This is a genomic window from Methanoregula sp. (assembly GCA_041645435.1).
Taxonomy (GTDB): Archaea; Halobacteriota; Methanomicrobia; order Methanomicrobiales; family Methanospirillaceae; genus Methanoregula.
On sequence record JBAZQB010000003.1, the window covers coordinates 1 to 18,529 of the forward strand.

The following is an 18,529-nucleotide window of genomic DNA, read 5'->3' on the forward strand; positions in this document are numbered from 1 at the left end:
TAGGGCCTGGATTCGTGTCTCAGAATCCATCTCCGGGCTCTTGCTCCCACAACCCGTACCGATTACAGGCTTGTTGGGCCGTTACCCCAACAACAACCTAATCGGCCGCAGACCCATCCTAAGGCGGCTGACCTTTCGACTACAAAGCATTCCAGCATTCATAGCCTATGGGGTATTATCCCCAGTTTCCCGGGGTTATCCCCCACCTTAGGTTAGATTGTCCACGTGTTACTGAGCAGTATGCCGAGGTCTTACACCTCTCGACTCGCATGGCTTAATCGAACTCCGATAGCAGTGGCCTCTGGCAGGATCAACCAGAATTTTAATTGTACATTGTACGCACACGTATCTGAACTTGTTTTAAGGAATTAGCGGTTATTAAACAAATTTCCGCATTGCCAGTACCAACGTCAGAACCAACTCTGGTCAAGCCAGGTATCGTTGGATCTCCATCAAAGAAAATTTATGGTGAATTTATTGTCGTGATTTTTCACGCATTCACGGGCTTACAATGTAGGCTTCAAGGATATTTATACCTTGTTACCTGCATTGTTTTCCCATCAGAACCAAGGCCGGTTAAACCGGAGTGCTTGGTTCCTCATCGAACCTTTTTTGTTCAGTGAATATCGTCGTGTTTTTCACGCGTTCACGGGCTTACAATGTAGGCTTCAAGGATATTTATACCTTGTTACCTGCATTGTTTTCCCATCAGAACCAGCGCCGGTGACCGGCGTGCCTGGTTCCTCATCAAACGGTATCTGAACAGTGGACATCGTCGTGTTTTTTCACGCGTCCACGGGCTTACAACATAGGATTCAAGGATATTTAAACCTTGTTGCCTGCGTTGTTTTTCCCTCGGAACCGACACCCGTTCCCGAAGGGGGGTTTCGTCGGTTTGTCATCAGATTTTGTGGATCTACATATAACACAGCCAACCATTTAAACATTTTCCACCCCCCGTGCCCGGTTTCTTCCCCGTATTTTATTTTCAGAAAACTATTTTTTTGGGACATAAAGACAAAACTGGTTGGAAACCTGATTTATGCCTCGTTTTCCGGATTTTTACCCCTTTTTTCCTGTACTGCGCGTACTGGCCGGAACCCTTCCGGGCTCACTTTTTTTCTTAAGAAGAATTACGGAGCGCATTTTTGGATACGTGCGGTTTATCGTCGTGGATAGTGCAATTTGCAAAAAAATCGTCCAAACCCTTGCCGCAATCGCGCATTGGAAGAACACACCGGAAAGTGAACTTCCTGGCTGGTTTTGCACTACTATAGTACGTGCCATGTTCCGCGCAATCGCGCATTTTTTCCGGGCCGTAATGTGAAAAGCGGGGGGGCTGCGGCACTAGTAAAGGAAGTCATCCACAATTGAGGCAATGTCTGATGAGTTTTGCTGCATTACAAACTTGCACCAACTAAGGCTCCCGACTTATATTGTATGTTACTTGGTTTTGTATGCCCAACCATATACAGTGGTCTTAGACTTATGATATCGCAGATCTATTTTCCTCAAAGTTATCCCACGGCTGCTTCGTTAGGCAAAAATCCCTGAATTCACCTTTTCTTACGGTAAGTTTACTGACTCACCAAAAAAAATAGGATACGGTCACTTCCGATCCGGTCAACCCTCAAGACACTTAGTCCAACCACAAGATCTAACCGCCCCTGCTTTCGAAGGAGAAACCAATGGATCGTATCTGACCGCTTTGACCACAATCCGACCACCCATCCACCCCAATAAAAAGAAACCCTATGACATATGAACGATCGAAAAGCGAATCCTCAATGCACATAGAGAGTTCAAGTCAAAACAAAACTCGTGTGGGCTGATGCATTTGAGTATATTGCATTTACATTCACAATGTGTTTTTCTGCACGCCACTTTGATAACGATGTATTCGCATTAATATGCCATCGGTTGACATTACCTGAAAGTCCTTTCTCAACTTTTATCGTCCTGGATATTCCACTGATTCTACTATCGTCATAAGCTAATGGACCCCCTTTCACATATGACGCCAAATAAACTTCGATAAGTAACTCATCCCCTTCCGCTAAATTTGTCGATCCCGTTATATCGAATATTTCTCCGCGAGGGTGATCTCCAATTTTATCAATCATGATCCATTTTTCATCAGGATTGACTTGAGAGTTATGAACTGTCGAATTAAGTTCCAAAGATATACTCTGCTGCGAATGAGCTACTTCAATATTTGGAGTAATCGTTGTTGTGATATCCGGGGAATATCGGGATGAATCAATACAGCCACATGTAAGGATACAAAAAATGCAGATTATCGAAATCCACACAGGTTGAGTTTTCATGGCGAATACCTTGTAAAAATATTAGAGACTAGAATTATATTAATTAAACAACCTCGATTTTTAGTTCCTCGCCCGAATTTTAGATATCCCCAAATCACCGCACTACACTTCCCGCTGATGTTCCCAAAAACCTAGCCCGGCCCCCCACTCAACCATTAGGCCAGCTGGATCAACCTCACTCCGCAAATTTTTGTTGAATAATCCCCTAAATTTCCATGAAAAAAGCGGATTGGGACTGGGAGGTCATGAGGGTCGGACCACTTTTTTGAATCAGAGCAACCCCGATGACAACGTCAGCACAGTATCAAAATGACTAGGCCCACCCAAATTTTAACTATGCAAAATCAGAAAATGCCAGAACGGAACAAAAATCCCTGAACAGCGGGTCGTGGTTATCAAAGTACACTGCCCGACCCCCCTCATCCAAAAAGCTACCAGTATTAATGTTACAATGCAAATTTATCGTCATAAAAACTTACCATTTATTATGCAAAAAGCGGATAAAATAGTAAGGGCCTTGAGGGGGTCGGACCACTTTTTTGAATCAGAGCAACCCCATGACAGTTGCAGTACGGTATCAAAATAACCGGACATCCCCACATTTTAACGACAGCATATCCTGAAATATCAGACAGAATCAACAAGCACGGAACAGCAAGTTGCAGTTATCAATGTACACCGCCAGACCCCCCCATTTCCCCGTTCAGCCGACCACCAAGGATTTATCGGTCTCTCTCATTCTCCTTGATCAGGATCATTCCTTCTCTCCAACCCTGTGTTCTGTTATTCGTATCACGGGAATTTAGGAGAGCAACAGCCGTAACTGATAGCGCGGCTGATACCAGACGAGGAAAATTATGGCACATTTCAACCAGAGAGCCGGAACAAAGAGTGCAGTCCACCGTTTAAAAAACCCGTTTCCGGATATAATGGCGTTCAACGCTGTTGTCCAGTCATCCATCCTGAAAAATCCCCTTGGGTGCACATCGTACCATACGGTGAAAAAGCATTATCGACCGGTCCAGAAGGTTCGTGAGATGTACACCGCGAAATTCGTATATGAAGATGCGATGCAGAAACGGATCGGGGCCGGGCACGAAACGTACGACTCGGTCGAAGGATACCAGTTAGGTATCGCCGCGGTGATCTCCAATATGGCGAATATCGCTGCCCATCGCGGAAAGGCCCGGCACCTTCCCGATGCCGACCACTTCTCCGTGATCCTGAAATGCCATGATCCGAACGGCGAGTTATACTTCCTGAGTATCGCCCGGGACCGGGTGACCGTGTCTTCCTATAGTGATGATGCGATCCGGAAGCGGGTTGAAGATTGGGCGGATAGCGTTCCGGCACTGGAATAATTCCGGGAAGAAATACCGTAACCGCAATAAGAATCCCGCATTACAAGGGGAAATCTCCAAAAAAAAAGATCCCGTTACTCCTTCTTACCCAGGAGAACGAGGAAACCGCAAATTCCAAGACCGGCAAGGGGAATGACTGCCGGAAGCCCGGACTTTGTCGGCTGGGGCACCGGATTCACGGAGGCTGGTTTGGCCGGCGTAGAACCTGGAACGAGCGTCCCGGATATCTCCGTATAGCTTCCCCCGTTAACAGTTACTGCCGAGGTCCATTCCGCAAACCCACCCTGGCGGAGCACGAGCGTGTGGCTTCCCGCAGGAATGTTCGCCAGCACCATGGGGGTAACACCGCTGTACTTGTTGTCAAGGTAGATGCCGGCTCCGGAGGGGACAGAACCAACGATGAGCTGACCCGTGGTATCGGGAGCCGCACCGGGGGTTACCGGTACCATAGACGCGGTAATCTGCTTTGTTTTCCCTGCCTGGACAACGGCAGTCTGGGTGAATGTCTGGTAATCCTGCATAGAAAGACTGACCGTGTAGGTGCCCGGTGCAAGCTGGGTGACATAGACAGGATCGCCCGGATAGGTTATACCCTGGTAATTATTGTTCACATACACCGCGGCTCCCGGGGGGACGGACTGGATCTGGAGATCCCCGTAGATGGGCGACTGCGTATACGGCTCCATCCCGATCGCGGTGGGGAAGGTCTCGCCGGCAGTGATGGAGAACCGGGTCGTGGAATCATAATAGCCGGGCTTCTTGAGAAGAAGCGTGTGGCTTCCCGGGGCAAGAGGAATGGTCTGCTCACCGTTTCCATAGTAGACGCCATCGATGTAAATGTCCGCCTCGAAGGGATTGAGGTCAAGCCACCCGTACGAGACCGGGTTTGGTACCAGGATTGCATTGATTACTTCCGTTCCTATATCCCCGACACCCTCGTACGTGCTCCAGGTCTGGTACCCGGGCATGGATACGGTAATGGTGTGCCAGGTATTGGGCGATACCCCAAAATCATCGGGGGTAGAGTAGCCGCAATGGTAATCGACACAGAAGGAGGCACCTGACGGTTCAGAGTAGACACGGTACTGCGTAGTGTCCGCCGCAGCCGGGGCAATGCCCAAAACAAGACAGGCAAGTATCACACAGGCGACTACGAGGGTTCGGTAATGAATGGACATGATAAAGAAGAGTCTCGCCGCGGCTAATATAAAAACGGGTCGGGTTCGATGCACAGCACCCGATTGTTTTTCGTTCCGGGGCCGGTACCCGAAATTCAGGGGGTCGGGGATCCCCCGGTCATTTCGACAAGCGCGGGGATAATGACATGCGGTCCGGTGATGGCCCGCTAACGGTCCTGGTCCCGGAGTATGCACGATTACCTGGCCAGGTAACAGGGAGTGTCGCCTGATATAACTTCATAACACCCTTTTATAAAAAAAAGATAAATTTTGTTGAGCAATTGCCCCCATTGCAAAAAAGGCCCCTTATGGGAAGTATTTCCATTACCGGTTGTTTCCGGGGTCACACCCTTATTTCGTGCTACCCGCAAAACCGGTACGCCCCTTCCGGCACGGTTATCTCGAACCGCACACCCTGACCGGGTTCTCCGGTCTCCCGGATCGTAATGCCAGTGATTGCAAGGATCTCATGGGAGAGGAAGAGTCCAAAGCCGGTATGCTTTCCGAACCCTCGTTCAAACAGATGTTCTTTGTCCTCATTACGTATCCCGATACCATTGTCCTCATAGAATATTACCAGTCTGCTGTCGGTATTCTTACAAGAGAAGCGGACTTCTGTTGCATGCATCCCGTGTCTCTGGGTGTTCTCAATAAGCGTATAGACAACCCGCTCGAAGAGCGGATCGACAAAGACTTCGAGTTTGTCGATCAACGGGTCTTTGACTATACGGGCAAACGCGAGGGATTGGGATGTATGGGTGATGAGATCACCCACATTCTGCCACTTCGGGCTTTTGATACCGATCTCCTGGTATTCTTTCGTTAAGGAGATCTGGTTGAAGATCGTAGTGCTTGCCCGTTCGGCAAGTTCGATCAACTTCTTATATTTCTGATCGGTCAATGCCTCAGACATTATCTGGACACACCCCTGGAGCGCGGTGAGCTGGTTGAGAATGTCGTGCCTCGTTATCGAACTCATCAGGTTGAGCTTTTTATTTGCCTGGTAATACGCCTCCTGCACCTGCCGGAGTTCAGCCGTGCGTTCTTCGACACGGATCTCCAGTTCATTGTAGAGTTTATGGAGTTCCTTTTCAGATTTTTTGCGCTCGGTGATATCGATAAAGGCAATAAGGCTCTGTCGCGTCCCGGGGATCACGGACGTCATGACAATGATATCTTTTACTTCGCCAGTCTTATTCACAACATGGGATTCATAGGAAGCAGGTGCAAGGTCCGTATTGATCCTCCGCAACCGGTGATATTCTATCATCTTCGCAAGATCATCCGGATTTGCGATAAAATCTACCCAGCGTTTTTTTCCTTCGATCTTATCCTTACGACCCCCTGAAAATTTTTCAAACTCCCGGTTGATCATGGTGATGATGGTATCCTCTTCGCTGATGAGTAACGGGTTTCCGCTGTTCTCAAAGATCGCCCTGTATTTTATTTCTGACTGTTTCAGGGCTTCCTCCGCCTGCATATGTTCGGTGATATCCCAGAATATGCCGAAAATACCTACGACATTCGCCTCTGAATCCTTTACCGGCGTTTTGATAGTATTGACCCAACGTACAACCCCGTCCTGCAGGTATTGCTCGACGATCTCCTCGGTCTGACCGGTTGACATCAGCCGCTTATCATCAGCACGATATTTTTCTGCAAGTTCTTTGGGAAAGAAATCATAATCGGTCTTCCCTGCAATCATTTCCTGATCTATCTTTAAGTCTGCTGCAAAATTCTTGTTGCAGGAAATAAAAGTGGAATTCCGGTCTTTGAGGAATATCTTCTGCGGGATGTTCTCAACAAGCGTCCGGTACTTGTGTTCGCTCTCCCGCAGAGCAGTCTCTGTCCGTTTGAGTTCGGCCACGTTCTGTTCCAGGCCTTCCAGCGTCTGCCGCAACTTCGTGGTCATCTCGTTAAAGGCGCGAGCCAGCACACCGACCTCATCTTCGGTCAGGACCGGTGCGCTCAGGCTCAGGTCACCATTGGTCACTTTACAGGCAGTGTCAGTGATCGCAAGAATCGGCCGGGTAATCTGGCGTGCCAGCAGGTACATCCCGACAGCCAGCAGTACTGACAGGATCATTCCCAGTGCAAAGATTGTCCAGGCCAGCTGACGGGCCGGTGCAAACGCCTCTTCCTGGCTCATCTCGGCGATCAGGGCCACTTCCTGTTCATTATTCCAGCGGTAAACCCCGATTACCGGAATTCCCGCATAATTCCGGTAAAGCCCGGTCCCCTGCCCACCCAGTAATGCAGTGTCAATACCTTCAGAATAAACCTTACCCGCAGAGAGCCCCTGTTTCGGGAGAGAGGTTTCTGAGATAATCGTATGGGATCGGTCTACCAGGTATGTTTCACCGCTCGTACCAAGGCCGGTGCGTTCCAGGATGATTCGGTCAATCCTTGCCAACGAAAGATGGGATGCGAGCACCCCGATACGCCGCCCCTGGGGATCAAATATCGGTGTAACGATAGTGATGATCGGCCTGCCGGTAAGGGATGAGACATATACATTCTGCACAAATGTCTTTGACTGACCTTCGGAAAAGAACGGGGCACTGGCAAGCGACTGCCCTTCAATGGTTTTGTCAGTCGACACGACTACGGTACCATTCATGTCGAGTATTAACAACTCTTCTGAGTACGAGTTCCGGGTCACCACAAGATTCAGGTATTCCGAAAGGCTCGTATAGGCTATTTTATGCTTCGGATCTGACCCTGAGGTAGAGAGCAGCGTTCCGGTCTGCTCCCGCACTGCCGGCATCCATGCGATCATGACCGCATTCTGGAGCTGGTCGTCCACCCAGTGGTCAAACCCGTCTTCCTTCAACGTGGAGACTGCCTCAAGCCGGTCGAAAACAGACTGTTTCAGGGCTCCCGTGGCCTGAACGTAAGCAAAAAAACCCACCAGGCTGACGATGACCAGGGACAACAAAAGGAACGAGCAGACAAGTCGTGTTGTCAGGCTCTTTTTCAGGAATGTGAGTGGCATCTTCCACACTCGCTATGGGGGAAACTGTCCCAGAGCGCTGATATTGAATTTGCCCGCCTCTGTTGAGCGATCCTGTCCATAGTACTGCTGCGAGAGTTTTTGCAGGGTGCCGTCGCTATGCTGCTGCCGTATGATCCCGGTCACGGTATTAACAAAAGATGCCGGGTCCCTGCTGCTCTTTTTGTCTACCGCTGCGGCCACATACCCATAAAAGGCTGGCTTATTGAGCGGTCTGATGGGGATGCCATTTTTAATCGCGTCCTGACCCATGGGCAGGTTTGTCAGTACCGCATCCAGTTTGACGCCATCTCCTGCGGCTAGATCTGATAGGGCATTAGCCTCATTATCATATGCCACAATACTAGCATTTTTGACCGCAAAGTCAATCGTCTGTCCGGGCAGTTCAAGCGTGCCCTGCAGGTACCGTTCGAGAATGCAGCCTGCGCATACACCCACCCGTTTTCCCGAAAGATCGCTGATCTCTGAAAAGGCAGAATTGTTCTTGTGCACAAACATGACCACCGGGCCGGCATAGTACGGCTGGGTAAAGTACAGCGCCTTCATACGGTCAGATGTGATAGTCAGAGATCCGACATGTATGTCCCAACCCTCGGCCCAGCTACCGCTTATGATCTGTGTCCTCGTAGGCATGACAAAGCAGGGCTCGACACCAAGCTGCCGGGCAATCTCTTCTGCCACCGCCACATTATAGCCGGTCACCTGGTTGGCAGTGTACTCGGTTGGAGCGCATTTGGTACCCGCAGTGCGGCTGGCACCGGGGACAAGGTCTGAATTAGGGGGATATGCCGAATCGGTAGCGATAACAATCCTGCCCCGTGCCAGGATCTCGGCGAGCTTATCAGTCTGCGAAGCAGGAGAAGGATCCGGTTGCGGGGGGATGATCAACGTCATCAGTACAATGCTGCCTATACCCAGAAGCAGGATGATTCCGGCGATGTAATACCACCGGTTAGACATGGTACACCTCATAAGTCACTGGTAGACAGATAATCCTGTTCCCGCGGAAAATAATGCGGCCCGATGCATCGTTTTGGTCAAAGTTACGAGATACATATATTCCGTCATCTCTAAACATCGCCGGATTCAGTTGTCTATTGAGACGTTTCACTCTGAGCAACCCGCAAAAGCTGTTGATAAACTTGTCAAAAAAATCATCTATTGCCAGGTCTGATGCAAAAGGCAGTTTCATATCATCATCTCGTTTGTCTCAGGTTTTTCATCTGGTGTTATGAGTTCGGGCCGGAGCTCATCAGACGACATTATTATCATATCTTCCCCATGTCTTTATATTATTTTATACTGAATCTTTTATTTTAGCCTTAAGTGCCAGAAGATTTTTTGTTTCTTCAACTGATCCCGGTCATGCGGCAGAATCCTGGATGTTGTCCCATGCTATACCTTCATAACACCTTTTAAAAAAAATCTGAATGAATTTTGTTGAGCAATTGCCCTCACTGGGGAAATATTTCCCTTACCGGTTGTATCCTTAAGTCACTACCGGGTAATTACTCACAGAAGAGCATCCCCGGATCAAACCCATCCATAGTACAGGATGATTAAAAGAGCATCCTCTTGTTATTCAGCGCCGGACCCGGAAATGGGTTCTTCCCCCTCGACCCGGCAGAGCTGCACCCAGATATCCCCGAAAAACTCTTCCTGCCGGAGGGAACACCGCCCCTCATGCGCCAGGAACAAGAGCGGAATATACACTTCCGGCATGCCCCACCCCAGTTTCCCGCAGAGCTCGACAAGCGTCATCTCGCCGTCAATCTCAAGGAGGGAAAGGCACTCCTCCAGTACGGTCGATGAGGATGCCTGGTAGCCTTCATCGTGGGCAATACTGACCACATCATCCGCATCGATCAGGAACGCCTCGGTGGGATCCGCAGCCATCCGCCGGCGCCGCCTCTCTTCCTTCTCGATGTTCTTGAGCTCGGTGATCAACTCGAAGAGGGTGATCGGGCTCTGCCGCATATGCTTGCGATCCAGCCGGCGCTGGATCTCGTGTTCGAGCCGCTCGATAATCCCCAGCCGGCCGGTATATTCGATCTCCCCCTCGGGAAACAGATCATAATCTTCGCCCGAGTCGCCATCGTCCTCACCCGCTTCTTCTTCCGGTGATGCAAGGATCAAAAGCTGCTCCGACTTCATGCGCAGGAGCGTAGCGGCATAAAAAAGGGTGCGCCCCGAAAGCTTGAGGTTAAGCTCACGCCGCCGCTCCAGCTCGGAAAGGAAGCGGTCGGTCACTTCGATGATATTGATATTCCACGGATCGATCTCCCCCCGCTCGGCAAGCCCGACCAGGATCTCGATCGGATCTTCGAGCGCCCCGCCATTCTCCGGTTCAATTGACAGCGGGGCTTCTCCTGAGGTTTCGGCAAGCCCGTTTGCCAAACCGGGGTCCGGTTTTTTCCCCTCGTCCAAAGGAATATCTTTCACGACACCTGCAGGAGGAACCTGCGATGGGGTTGAAGGGGCTTGTTCCGGATCCGGCGTGAGGCCGGAACCATCAGGCTCCGCCATGTGCCTTGACCCCGGTGACCAGCGTGCTCTTGTCGGAACGCAGCGTGACACCCATGATGCGTTGCGCTGCATCGATCATCGGCTTGCGCAGCGATACGATGACGAACTGCGAGTTGGGTGCAAGTTCCGTGACCATCGATGAGATACGCTCCACGTTCGAGCCGTCGAGCGACATATCCACTTCATCGAAAGCATAGAACGGGGCGGGGATGTACCGCTGGATAGAGAAGATGAACGCTAAGGTAGTAAGCGACTTTTCCCCGCCGGAGAGGGAGGAGAGCAGGTGCACTTTCTTGTCCCGGGGCTTGACGGCAAACGTCATTCCCCCGGCAAACGGGTCCTCTTCGTTTTCCAGCACAAGGTTCCCGCTCCCGCTGGTGAGGCGGGCAAAGATCTCCCGGAAGTTGGTGTCAATAGCCTTGAATGCAGCCGTGAATGCTTCGTATTTCATCTGCTCGAACTGCTCGATCCGCTCGATAAGGCTCGTCCGCTCGCTCGACAGGGTCTCCTTGCGCTCCGTCCGCTCGCCCACCTGCCGCTCTACCTTGTCGTACTCTTCGATCGCGAGCATGTTCACGGCACCGATCTTCCGCAGGGCACCATCCGCTTCTGCAATTTTTCCTTCGATCTCCGTCAGGGAAAGGGTGGTGTCCATCTCTCCGACCTGTTGCCGGAGCATCCCGACTTCAATGCCTAAGGTTTTGGCACGCTCGTCGATTGCTCCCAGCTGGATGCTGATCCGCTCCTTGTCGGCATCAAACTTCATAAGTTTGAGTTCCGAGTCCTGGATATGCTGCGAGGCTTCACCCCGCTTGGCGCGGAGCTCGTCAAGTACTCCGGAGAACTCCTTCTGCCGCTCTTCAAGGGCAGCAATCTGGGACTTGTGGATACCTATCTGCTCGTTTGATCCTGCGATATCGGTATCGATCTGGCGGTTGCGCTCATCCTGCCGGGCGCGGTCTTCCCCGAGTTCGACAAGACGGGCATTGAAATGCTGGCGCTCGCGCTGGGCATCATTGATATCGGCATCCTTGTTCCGGAGCCGGCGTTCCGCTTCCTCGATCTCCTTGCGCTTCCTCTCCATCTGCTCGGTGAGAGCCGGGATGTTGGTATCATCGAGGCGCTTCTTGATCTCCTCGATCCGGACATTGATCGCATTGATAGCCTCAGTCGTCTTGTCCAGCTCGCCTTCGAGCGCGCCAAGCTCTGCACCGCCGTTCCGGGTCTCCTCTGTCTGCCGGGCAACCGCCGCTTCAATCGTCTGTTTCTCGACCGTGATGGCCTCAAACCGGCGCGAGAACTCCTCAGTGAACATCCCGAAACGGGCAACTTTCTGGTCGATCTCGTTCCGGGTTGCACGCCGGGCATCCACTTCTTCGACGAGACGCTTTACCCCTGCTTCCAGCGTCGCGGCCTCACCCTGTAATTCACCGAGGTGCGATCGGATCCGCATGATCTCGTCATCGACCGCAGCGCCAAAACCCCGTATGGCCTGCTTCTTTGCCGACCCACCCGTCATTGCCCCGCTCTTTTCGAGTATTTCGCCTTCGAGCGTGACCATGCGGTATTTGCCGATCAGTTTGCGTGCCCGGTCAAGGGTATCGACCACGACGGTGCCTCCCAGTGCAACGGCAAACGCCCGGTCAAATTTCGGGTCGTAATCGATCAGGTTTACCGCATAATCAATAACGCCCGGTTCCTTGACCGGGGGAAGCTGAGGGGGTTTTAATTTATTGAGGGGGAGGAACGTAGCACGCCCGAGCCGCTCCTCCTTGAGGTACCGGATCGCATCGGCCGCGATCTGATCGTCGTCGCAGACTACGAACTGGAGCTTGTTGCCTGCGGCAATATTGAGCGCCATCGAGTATTCGGGCGGGGCTTTGCCGAGGTCGGCAATGGTGCCGTGCACCCCTTCCATTGCCATGATCGCCTCGATCGCCTTACCTCCTGATTCCCCGCGGGCCTGCTGGGCAGCCTCAAGACGGTACACGTCCTGTTCCGCAGATCGTATCTCGGTTTTCAGCCGTTCAAGGGTGGAGCGCTGGGCAAACATCGCTCCTTCGAGTTCCGAGAGATTGCGGTCCAGCTCCTTCTTCTCTGCTGCAAGGTCCCCGACACTCTTCTCGCTGTCCGTGAGCTGGGACTGTTTTGCGGTATACTCTTCATCGAGCTGTTTTAAGAGCAGGGTGAGGCGTTCCAGTTCGGTGGTGCGCATCCGGCTCTTCTCGATCAGCATGTCCTGCTGGTGCAGGATGCCGGAACGCTGCGCCTTCTTCTCCTCGCTCTCTTTGAGAAGCGCGAACAGTTTCTCCCGCGAGCCTTCCGTATCTTCGGAGTGTGCCTTTAACTCGGTCTCCACCTTTTCGAGCTGGGCCTTAAACGTTGCCACTTCCATGGCAACATTCGTGCGGTCGATGGTGAGGGAACGGATCTGGTCAGTGCATTCGGTTACCCGGGCTTCTGCCCGTTTCGTATCCATGTACACACGGTTGATCGCCTCAAGATTGGTTTCCTTTTCCTTCCTGAGGCGGACAATCGTCTGCTCGGCGAGCTTGATCCCGCCCTTGGCTTCTTCTAATTCTGCGATCAGTTTGAGATAATCCGAACCGCTCTTCTTGTTGATCAGATCGTCAATATCCTTTAAATCCGCCTTTAAGTAGGCGAGTTCATTCTCCTCAATACTCCGGTCAGAGGCGATCCGTGACAGGTGGATCTTATGCTCTTCGGTTGAACGCAGGAGTGAATTGAGTTCTTTTTCCCGGTCATGGAGCTGGGCGACGGACCGGCAGTTCTGGAAATACGAGAGATCTTTCTGCCATTTCTGGTACTCAAGAGCGTGCTCGCGCTCACGTTTGAGTTCATGGGCCCGTTTGCTCAGCTCGATGAGGAGCAGTTCCTCACGTTCGATCCGCTCCCGCACGATATCGAGCTCCGAGAGCGCCTGCTGTTTCTTGGTATCGAACTCAGAAACCCCGGCGATCTCATCGATGATCTTGCGCCGCTCGAAATCGCTCATCTCCATGATGCGGGTCACATCTCCCTGCATCACCACATTGTAGCCATGGGGTTTGATCCCGTGCTTTGCAAGATGATCGACAATATCGCTCTGTTTGCAGAGCCGGTCATTGAGGTAATTATAGCTGTAATACCCGTTGCCGGTCCGCTTGATCCTCCGCCGGATCTTCGTCCCGTCTGAGAACTGGAGGGCGACTTCGGCGATATTGCGCCCGGAATTCAGGTTGATTAAGTCCGTGAGCTTCTCTGCACGGAGATTGCGGGAACTCGAAAGTGCCAGTACAAAAAGAACAGAATCGATGATATTGCTTTTACCAGACCCATTAGGACCCGATATCACCGTGAACCCTTCTAAAAAAGGGATTTTTGTCTTTTTGGAAAAAGACTTGAAATTATCTATCTCGAGTTCTGTGATATGCAAAGATCCGGCTCCTTACTTCTTTGCAGGATCCTTTGATTCTTCAGCAGCATAGATCAGGTCAGCCTGCTTGGGCTTTCCCGCTGCACCTTTTTTCTGGCCATAACCGGCACGGGCAACAATGTAATCCTTGTCTCCACGCCGGGGCTCAAGTTTCATCGTCCCATCCTGCTGCATGATCATGTCCATCGCAGGTTCTGCGGGTGCTGCCGGTACATCAGGTTGCCGTGCACCTTTGCGCATGACGACCGTGCTCCCGCCCGATGAGGGACTTCCGGCTTCTGCGGCGGGATATGGCTGCGAACCCTGGACAACAGTCGGGGCACGTTTGAGTTCCTGCCGGCTGCGTTCCTCGGTCTGTTTGGACATCTTCATGGAGACAGACTTGAGATCCAGAAGCTCCTGGGTGAGACCCTTGACCAGTGCTTCCATCTCTCTCATCTTCTTTTCTAGTGCCGCAATCCGGTCCTCAGTCGCAGCCCCGATTCCTGAATTTTCCAACATTGTAATCAGTTACTCCTGTTTTTCCCCATTGCTCACGATGCTAGATCTTTGCATACCGTTGCACCCAACAGAGGTACTCTTGTGTACAGGTGCGGCGCATACCTTATTAATAATAGTAATGATCGCCTGATTAGGAAAAAAGCTTTGTGCTTTATTGTGATAAATTGCACCAGAATTTTACATAACCACAATTCCTGCCATCTTAACCGGTAATGCCGGATCCGGCCGGGCATGAATAAAAAGAGGCATAATTTCTGCTGCGTTTTAAAAAACAGTGACGCGAAAAGGATTTTTGCTGAGGTTCATGGTATCATTCCCGGTTCTCTTCAGTTTTTACACGCTAAGAAAAGGTATTACCTGATCCGAGCGAACCCTAGTCCATATGTCTTATCTGTCTAAAACTGATCCAGAAATAGCAGATATTATCGAAAAAGAACGACTTCGCCAGACCAATGGCCTCGAGCTCATTGCGTCTGAAAATCTCGTCTCCCATGCGGTACTCGAAGCTATGGGGTCTATCATGACCAACAAGTATGCCGAGGGGTATCCCGGGAAACGGTACTACGGCGGCTGCGAGTATCACGATATGGCCGAGAATCTAGCCCGCGACCGGTTGAAGCAGCTGTTCGGCGCTGAGCACGCAAACGTGCAGCCCCACTCCGGCACCCAGGCAAACATGGCGGTTTATTTTGCGTATATGAGCCTCGGAGACACCCTGATGAGCATGAAGCTCCAGCAGGGAGGTCACCTGTCCCACGGTTCTCCGGTCAGCTTTACCGGCAAGTTTTACAAGGTAGCCCAGTATGGCGTTGACCCGATGACCGAGATGATCGATTACGGCGCAGTCGAGGAACTGGCAAAGAAGGAGAAGCCCAAGATGCTGGTCTGTGGTGCATCCGCGTACCCCCGCACCATCGATTTCAAGGCATTCCAGGAGATTGCTGATGGTGTCGGCGCCTACTGTATGGCCGATATCGCCCACATCGCCGGGCTCTGCGCAACCGGCGTCCACCCGAACTCGGTCGGCGTCGTGAACTTCACCACCACCACCACCCACAAGACCCTGAGGGGACCCCGGGGCGGCGCGATCATGTGCAACAGCGAGTATGCACAGGCCATCGACAAGGCGATCTTCCCCGGCATGCAGGGCGGCCCCCTCATGCACACCATTACGGCAAAAGCAGTCTGTTTCGAAGAAGCCCTCAAGCCTTCGTTCAAGGTATACAGCCAGCAGATAGTGAAGAACGCAAAGGTGCTGGCCGAGACCCTGATGAACAACGGTCTCCGGCTCGTTTCGGGGGGTACCGACAACCACCTGATGCTCCTCGACCTGACCGCACAGGGCATCACGGGTCTTGAAGCGGAAGTCGCGCTCGGAAAAGCCGGCATAACGGTGAACAAGAACACGATCCCCAACGAGACCAAGAGCCCGTTCATTACCAGCGGCCTCCGGGTTGGCACTCCCGCCGTCACCTCACGCGGCATGAAAGAGGCGGAGATGCGCAATATCGGGAACTGGATTGCAACCATTGTCAAGGACGTTCACAACGAAGCCGCGATCAAGGACATCCACGCAAAGGTCCATGCCATGTCCAGCAAATTCCCGATCTATCCGGAATAATTCACCCAATTTTTCAGGAATCCCTATGGTCATAATCCTTGATGGAAAAAAGTGCTCGGCAATGCGGCTCGAACTCCTCAAAGAAGAGATCGAGGATTCAGGACTCTATCCCCGCCTTGCCACCGTGATTGTCGGCAATGACCCTGCATCGCAGATGTATGTGAGGATGAAACACCGCGCCTGCGAGCAGGTGGGCATCGGATCGGTAGGTATCGAACTTCCTGCCGATGCCACCACGGAAAAGGTACTGGAATCGGTCCACCAGCTGAACAGGGATACCGATATCGACGGGATCCTCGTCCAGCTCCCCCTCCCGAAACAGGTGGATGCAGAGCGCGTGATCGAAGCGATCAGCCCGCAGAAAGATGTGGACGGGTACCACCCCGAGAACATGGGGCTCCTTTTCTCCGGCAAGCCCCGGTTCACATCGTGCACCCCGACCGGGATTATGACCCTGCTTGCAGAATACAAGATCCCGCTCGCGGGTGCCCGTGCAGTCGTAGTCGGGCGCAGTATCGATGTGGGGCGCCCCATGGCGGCATTACTGCTCAATGCCGATGCAACAGTGACGATCTGCCACAGCAAAACAAAAGATCTTGCTGAAGAGATGAAGCGGGCTGATATTCTGATTTCCGCCATCGGCAAGGCCCACTTTATCCAGCCGGCAATGGTAAAGCCGGGAGCAGTTGTCATCGATGTGGGGATCAACCAGCTGGATGGCAAACTGGTCGGTGATGTGGAATATGCAAAAGTCAGTGAGATTGCTTCCGCTATCACCCCGGTTCCGGGCGGCGTTGGCCCGATGACGATTGCAACCCTGATGGAAAACACCTACCGGGCGGCAAAGGTGAAGGCATGCACCAGTGCGTAATCAACAAGCTCACGATCGGCGGTGATGCCCCTGTCAGGCTGATGGGGGTTATCAACTGTAGTTACGAGTCGTTTTATCACGACTCCTACATCCCCACCAACGAAGTGCACAAAAAGGCGGTGGAGATGATCGAACAGGGCGCAGATCTCATCGATCTCGGTGCCCGCAGCACCGCTCCCAATGCTCAGGCGATCAGCGGGAGCGAGGAGGCTTCCCGTATCGATGCTGCACTCAAAGAGCTTGACGGGACCGGGTTCACCATCTCGGTAGACACCATGAACCCGTGGGTGCTCGATGTCTGCCTGAAACATGGCATCCATGCGGCAAACGATATCTCCGGGTTATCCTCACCGGCCTATGCCAAACGGGTGGCGGATGCCGGGCTGCCGGCTATCCTGATGGCAGCCAATTACAACCCGGGAGATGCGGTCGGGCTGGATGCAACGATGACAACGCTCAAAACCGTTGCCCGGCGGTGTGAGTCTGCGGGGATTGATAACTATATACTCGATCCGGGTGTCGGGTACTGGAGCCCGTTGCGATCCCTTGACAATGACTGGGAACTCTGCCAGAATTATGAGCACTTCTTAGAGTTCGGCCGCCCGATCCTTGCCGCAATCTCGCGCAAGAGCTTTATCGGAAACCTCGTGAACAGGGAGCCCGAAGGCCGGCTGGCCGGCAGCCTGGCAGTGACGATGGTGCTGCTCCAGAAAGGGGCATCCATCGTGCGGACCCACGATGTGCCCCAGACCCGGGACCTTATCTCGGTCTTTGAGCGGATGGTGAAGAAACCGTGAACACCTCTTTTAAGGTGTTCGGGCTTTCCACCGGGATCATCCGCAGCGGGGACTCCATTGCGGCTCGTGCTGCTGATGCAGCAGACAGGCAATGCGGAGGCATTCATGAGGGCGACATCCTTGTGTTTGCCGAGACAGCGGTTGCATCCGCTGAGGGAAATATCATCGATCTCGCCACCATCACCCCAACCCCCCGGGCAGAGGAACTGGGGAAAAAATACCAGATGGACTCCCGCACCGCTGAAGTCGTGCTGAGGGAAAGCGATTCGGTTGTTGGCGGGATACCCGGCTTTTTGCTGTGCATGAAAGCCGGTACCCTCTTACCCAATGCCGGTGTCGATGCATCCAACGCACCCCCGGGATGCGTAACGCCCCTTCCCAAAAATCCTGACGGGAGTGCCCTTGCCATCAAAACGGTAATTGAACAGAGATATGGCGTGAAGGTGGGAGTCATCATCGCCGACAGCCGGACGCACGCAATGCGCCTCGGGTGCAGTGGCGTTGCAATTGGCTGTGCAGGAATTACCGCCGTTATCGATGACCGGGGCAGGAGCGATCTCTTCGGGCGCAAACTCGAAGTGACGAAACGGGCGGTGGCGGACAATATCGCATCTGCTGCCGAACTGGTGATGGGCGAGGCAGATGAGTGTACACCGGCAGCGATCGTCCGGGGCATCGGGCTTCCCATCGGGGATCAGGTTGGTATTGATTCGATCGCCGCAGATGAGTGCCTGTTCATGGGGGTACTGAGGAACCGTTCATCTGAGTGAACGTTGGGCTTTTTACGGAATTTTAGCTCAGTTTTTTTTTTAAAAAAAAAATGTTTTTATCCATCATTTCGTTCGTGCTCTTTGGAGATTATGAGTGTGACCCCCTCACTCCCCCAGAGGGGGAAGCA

Annotated in this window: 12 protein-coding genes and 1 rRNA gene; 5 read left to right on the forward strand and 8 right to left on the reverse strand. The window is 52.4% G+C overall.

Annotated features, from left to right (window positions below; all coding sequences use genetic code 11):
* Both WC593_06690 and WC593_06695 read right to left on the reverse strand, forming a co-directional pair.
* Window positions 1-321 (reverse strand): 16S ribosomal RNA (locus tag WC593_06690); the annotation flags it as partial.
* Between the two features lie 1,481 nt (window positions 322-1,802).
* Window positions 1,803-2,327: a hypothetical protein gene (locus WC593_06695; protein MFA4824832.1), complete on the reverse strand. Its 525-nt coding sequence runs from the start codon at window positions 2,325-2,327 to the stop codon at window positions 1,803-1,805.
* A gap of 857 nt (window positions 2,328-3,184) precedes the next feature.
* On the opposite strand from WC593_06695, the gene WC593_06700 reads away from it, so the two are divergent.
* The gene (locus tag WC593_06700; GenBank protein MFA4824833.1) at window positions 3,185-3,688 is read left to right on the forward strand and encodes a hypothetical protein; all 504 of its coding nucleotides are present in this window, start codon (window positions 3,185-3,187) and stop codon (window positions 3,686-3,688) included.
* A gap of 74 nt (window positions 3,689-3,762) precedes the next feature.
* Here WC593_06700 and WC593_06705 read toward each other — a convergent pair whose 3' ends face one another.
* The 6 genes from WC593_06705 to WC593_06730 form a co-directional block, all read right to left on the reverse strand.
* Window positions 3,763-4,866: a PEGA domain-containing protein gene (locus tag WC593_06705; protein MFA4824834.1), complete on the reverse strand. Its 1,104-nt coding sequence runs from the start codon at window positions 4,864-4,866 to the stop codon at window positions 3,763-3,765.
* Window positions 4,867-5,227: 361 nt separating this feature from the next.
* Window positions 5,228-7,861, reverse strand: a complete 2,634-nt coding sequence (locus WC593_06710) for a PAS domain S-box protein (protein MFA4824835.1) — start codon at window positions 7,859-7,861, stop codon at window positions 5,228-5,230.
* A gap of 12 nt (window positions 7,862-7,873) precedes the next feature.
* The gene (locus tag WC593_06715) at window positions 7,874-8,839 is read right to left on the reverse strand and encodes a transporter substrate-binding domain-containing protein (GenBank protein MFA4824836.1); all 966 of its coding nucleotides are present in this window, start codon (window positions 8,837-8,839) and stop codon (window positions 7,874-7,876) included.
* 618 nt (window positions 8,840-9,457) lie between these two features.
* On the reverse strand, window positions 9,458-10,405 hold the full coding sequence (locus WC593_06720) for a ScpA family protein (protein MFA4824837.1): 948 nt from the start codon (window positions 10,403-10,405) through the stop codon (window positions 9,458-9,460).
* On the reverse strand, window positions 10,392-13,841 hold the full coding sequence (gene smc, locus WC593_06725) for a chromosome segregation protein SMC (GenBank protein MFA4824838.1): 3,450 nt from the start codon (window positions 13,839-13,841) through the stop codon (window positions 10,392-10,394). The genes WC593_06720 and smc overlap by 14 nt, the downstream gene beginning before the upstream one ends.
* A 12-nt stretch (window positions 13,842-13,853) precedes the next feature.
* Window positions 13,854-14,342: a hypothetical protein gene (locus WC593_06730; GenBank protein ID MFA4824839.1), complete on the reverse strand. Its 489-nt coding sequence runs from the start codon at window positions 14,340-14,342 to the stop codon at window positions 13,854-13,856.
* 382 nt (window positions 14,343-14,724) lie between these two features.
* Here WC593_06730 and glyA point away from each other — a divergent pair, with 382 nt between their 5' ends.
* The 4 genes from glyA to cofE are packed head-to-tail and all read left to right on the forward strand — an operon-like array spanning window position 14,725 to window position 18,401.
* Window positions 14,725-15,963: a serine hydroxymethyltransferase gene (gene glyA / locus WC593_06735; GenBank protein MFA4824840.1), complete on the forward strand. Its 1,239-nt coding sequence runs from the start codon at window positions 14,725-14,727 to the stop codon at window positions 15,961-15,963.
* Between the two features lie 31 nt (window positions 15,964-15,994).
* Window positions 15,995-16,834: a bifunctional methylenetetrahydrofolate dehydrogenase/methenyltetrahydrofolate cyclohydrolase FolD gene (gene folD / locus WC593_06740; GenBank protein ID MFA4824841.1), complete on the forward strand. Its 840-nt coding sequence runs from the start codon at window positions 15,995-15,997 to the stop codon at window positions 16,832-16,834.
* The gene (gene folP, locus WC593_06745; protein MFA4824842.1) at window positions 16,819-17,631 is read left to right on the forward strand and encodes a dihydropteroate synthase; all 813 of its coding nucleotides are present in this window, start codon (window positions 16,819-16,821) and stop codon (window positions 17,629-17,631) included. Before folD ends, folP begins: the two co-directional genes overlap by 16 nt.
* Window positions 17,628-18,401, forward strand: a complete 774-nt coding sequence (cofE, locus tag WC593_06750) for a coenzyme F420-0:L-glutamate ligase (GenBank protein MFA4824843.1) — start codon at window positions 17,628-17,630, stop codon at window positions 18,399-18,401. The genes folP and cofE overlap by 4 nt, the downstream gene beginning before the upstream one ends.
* Window positions 18,402-18,529 lie beyond the last annotated feature (128 nt).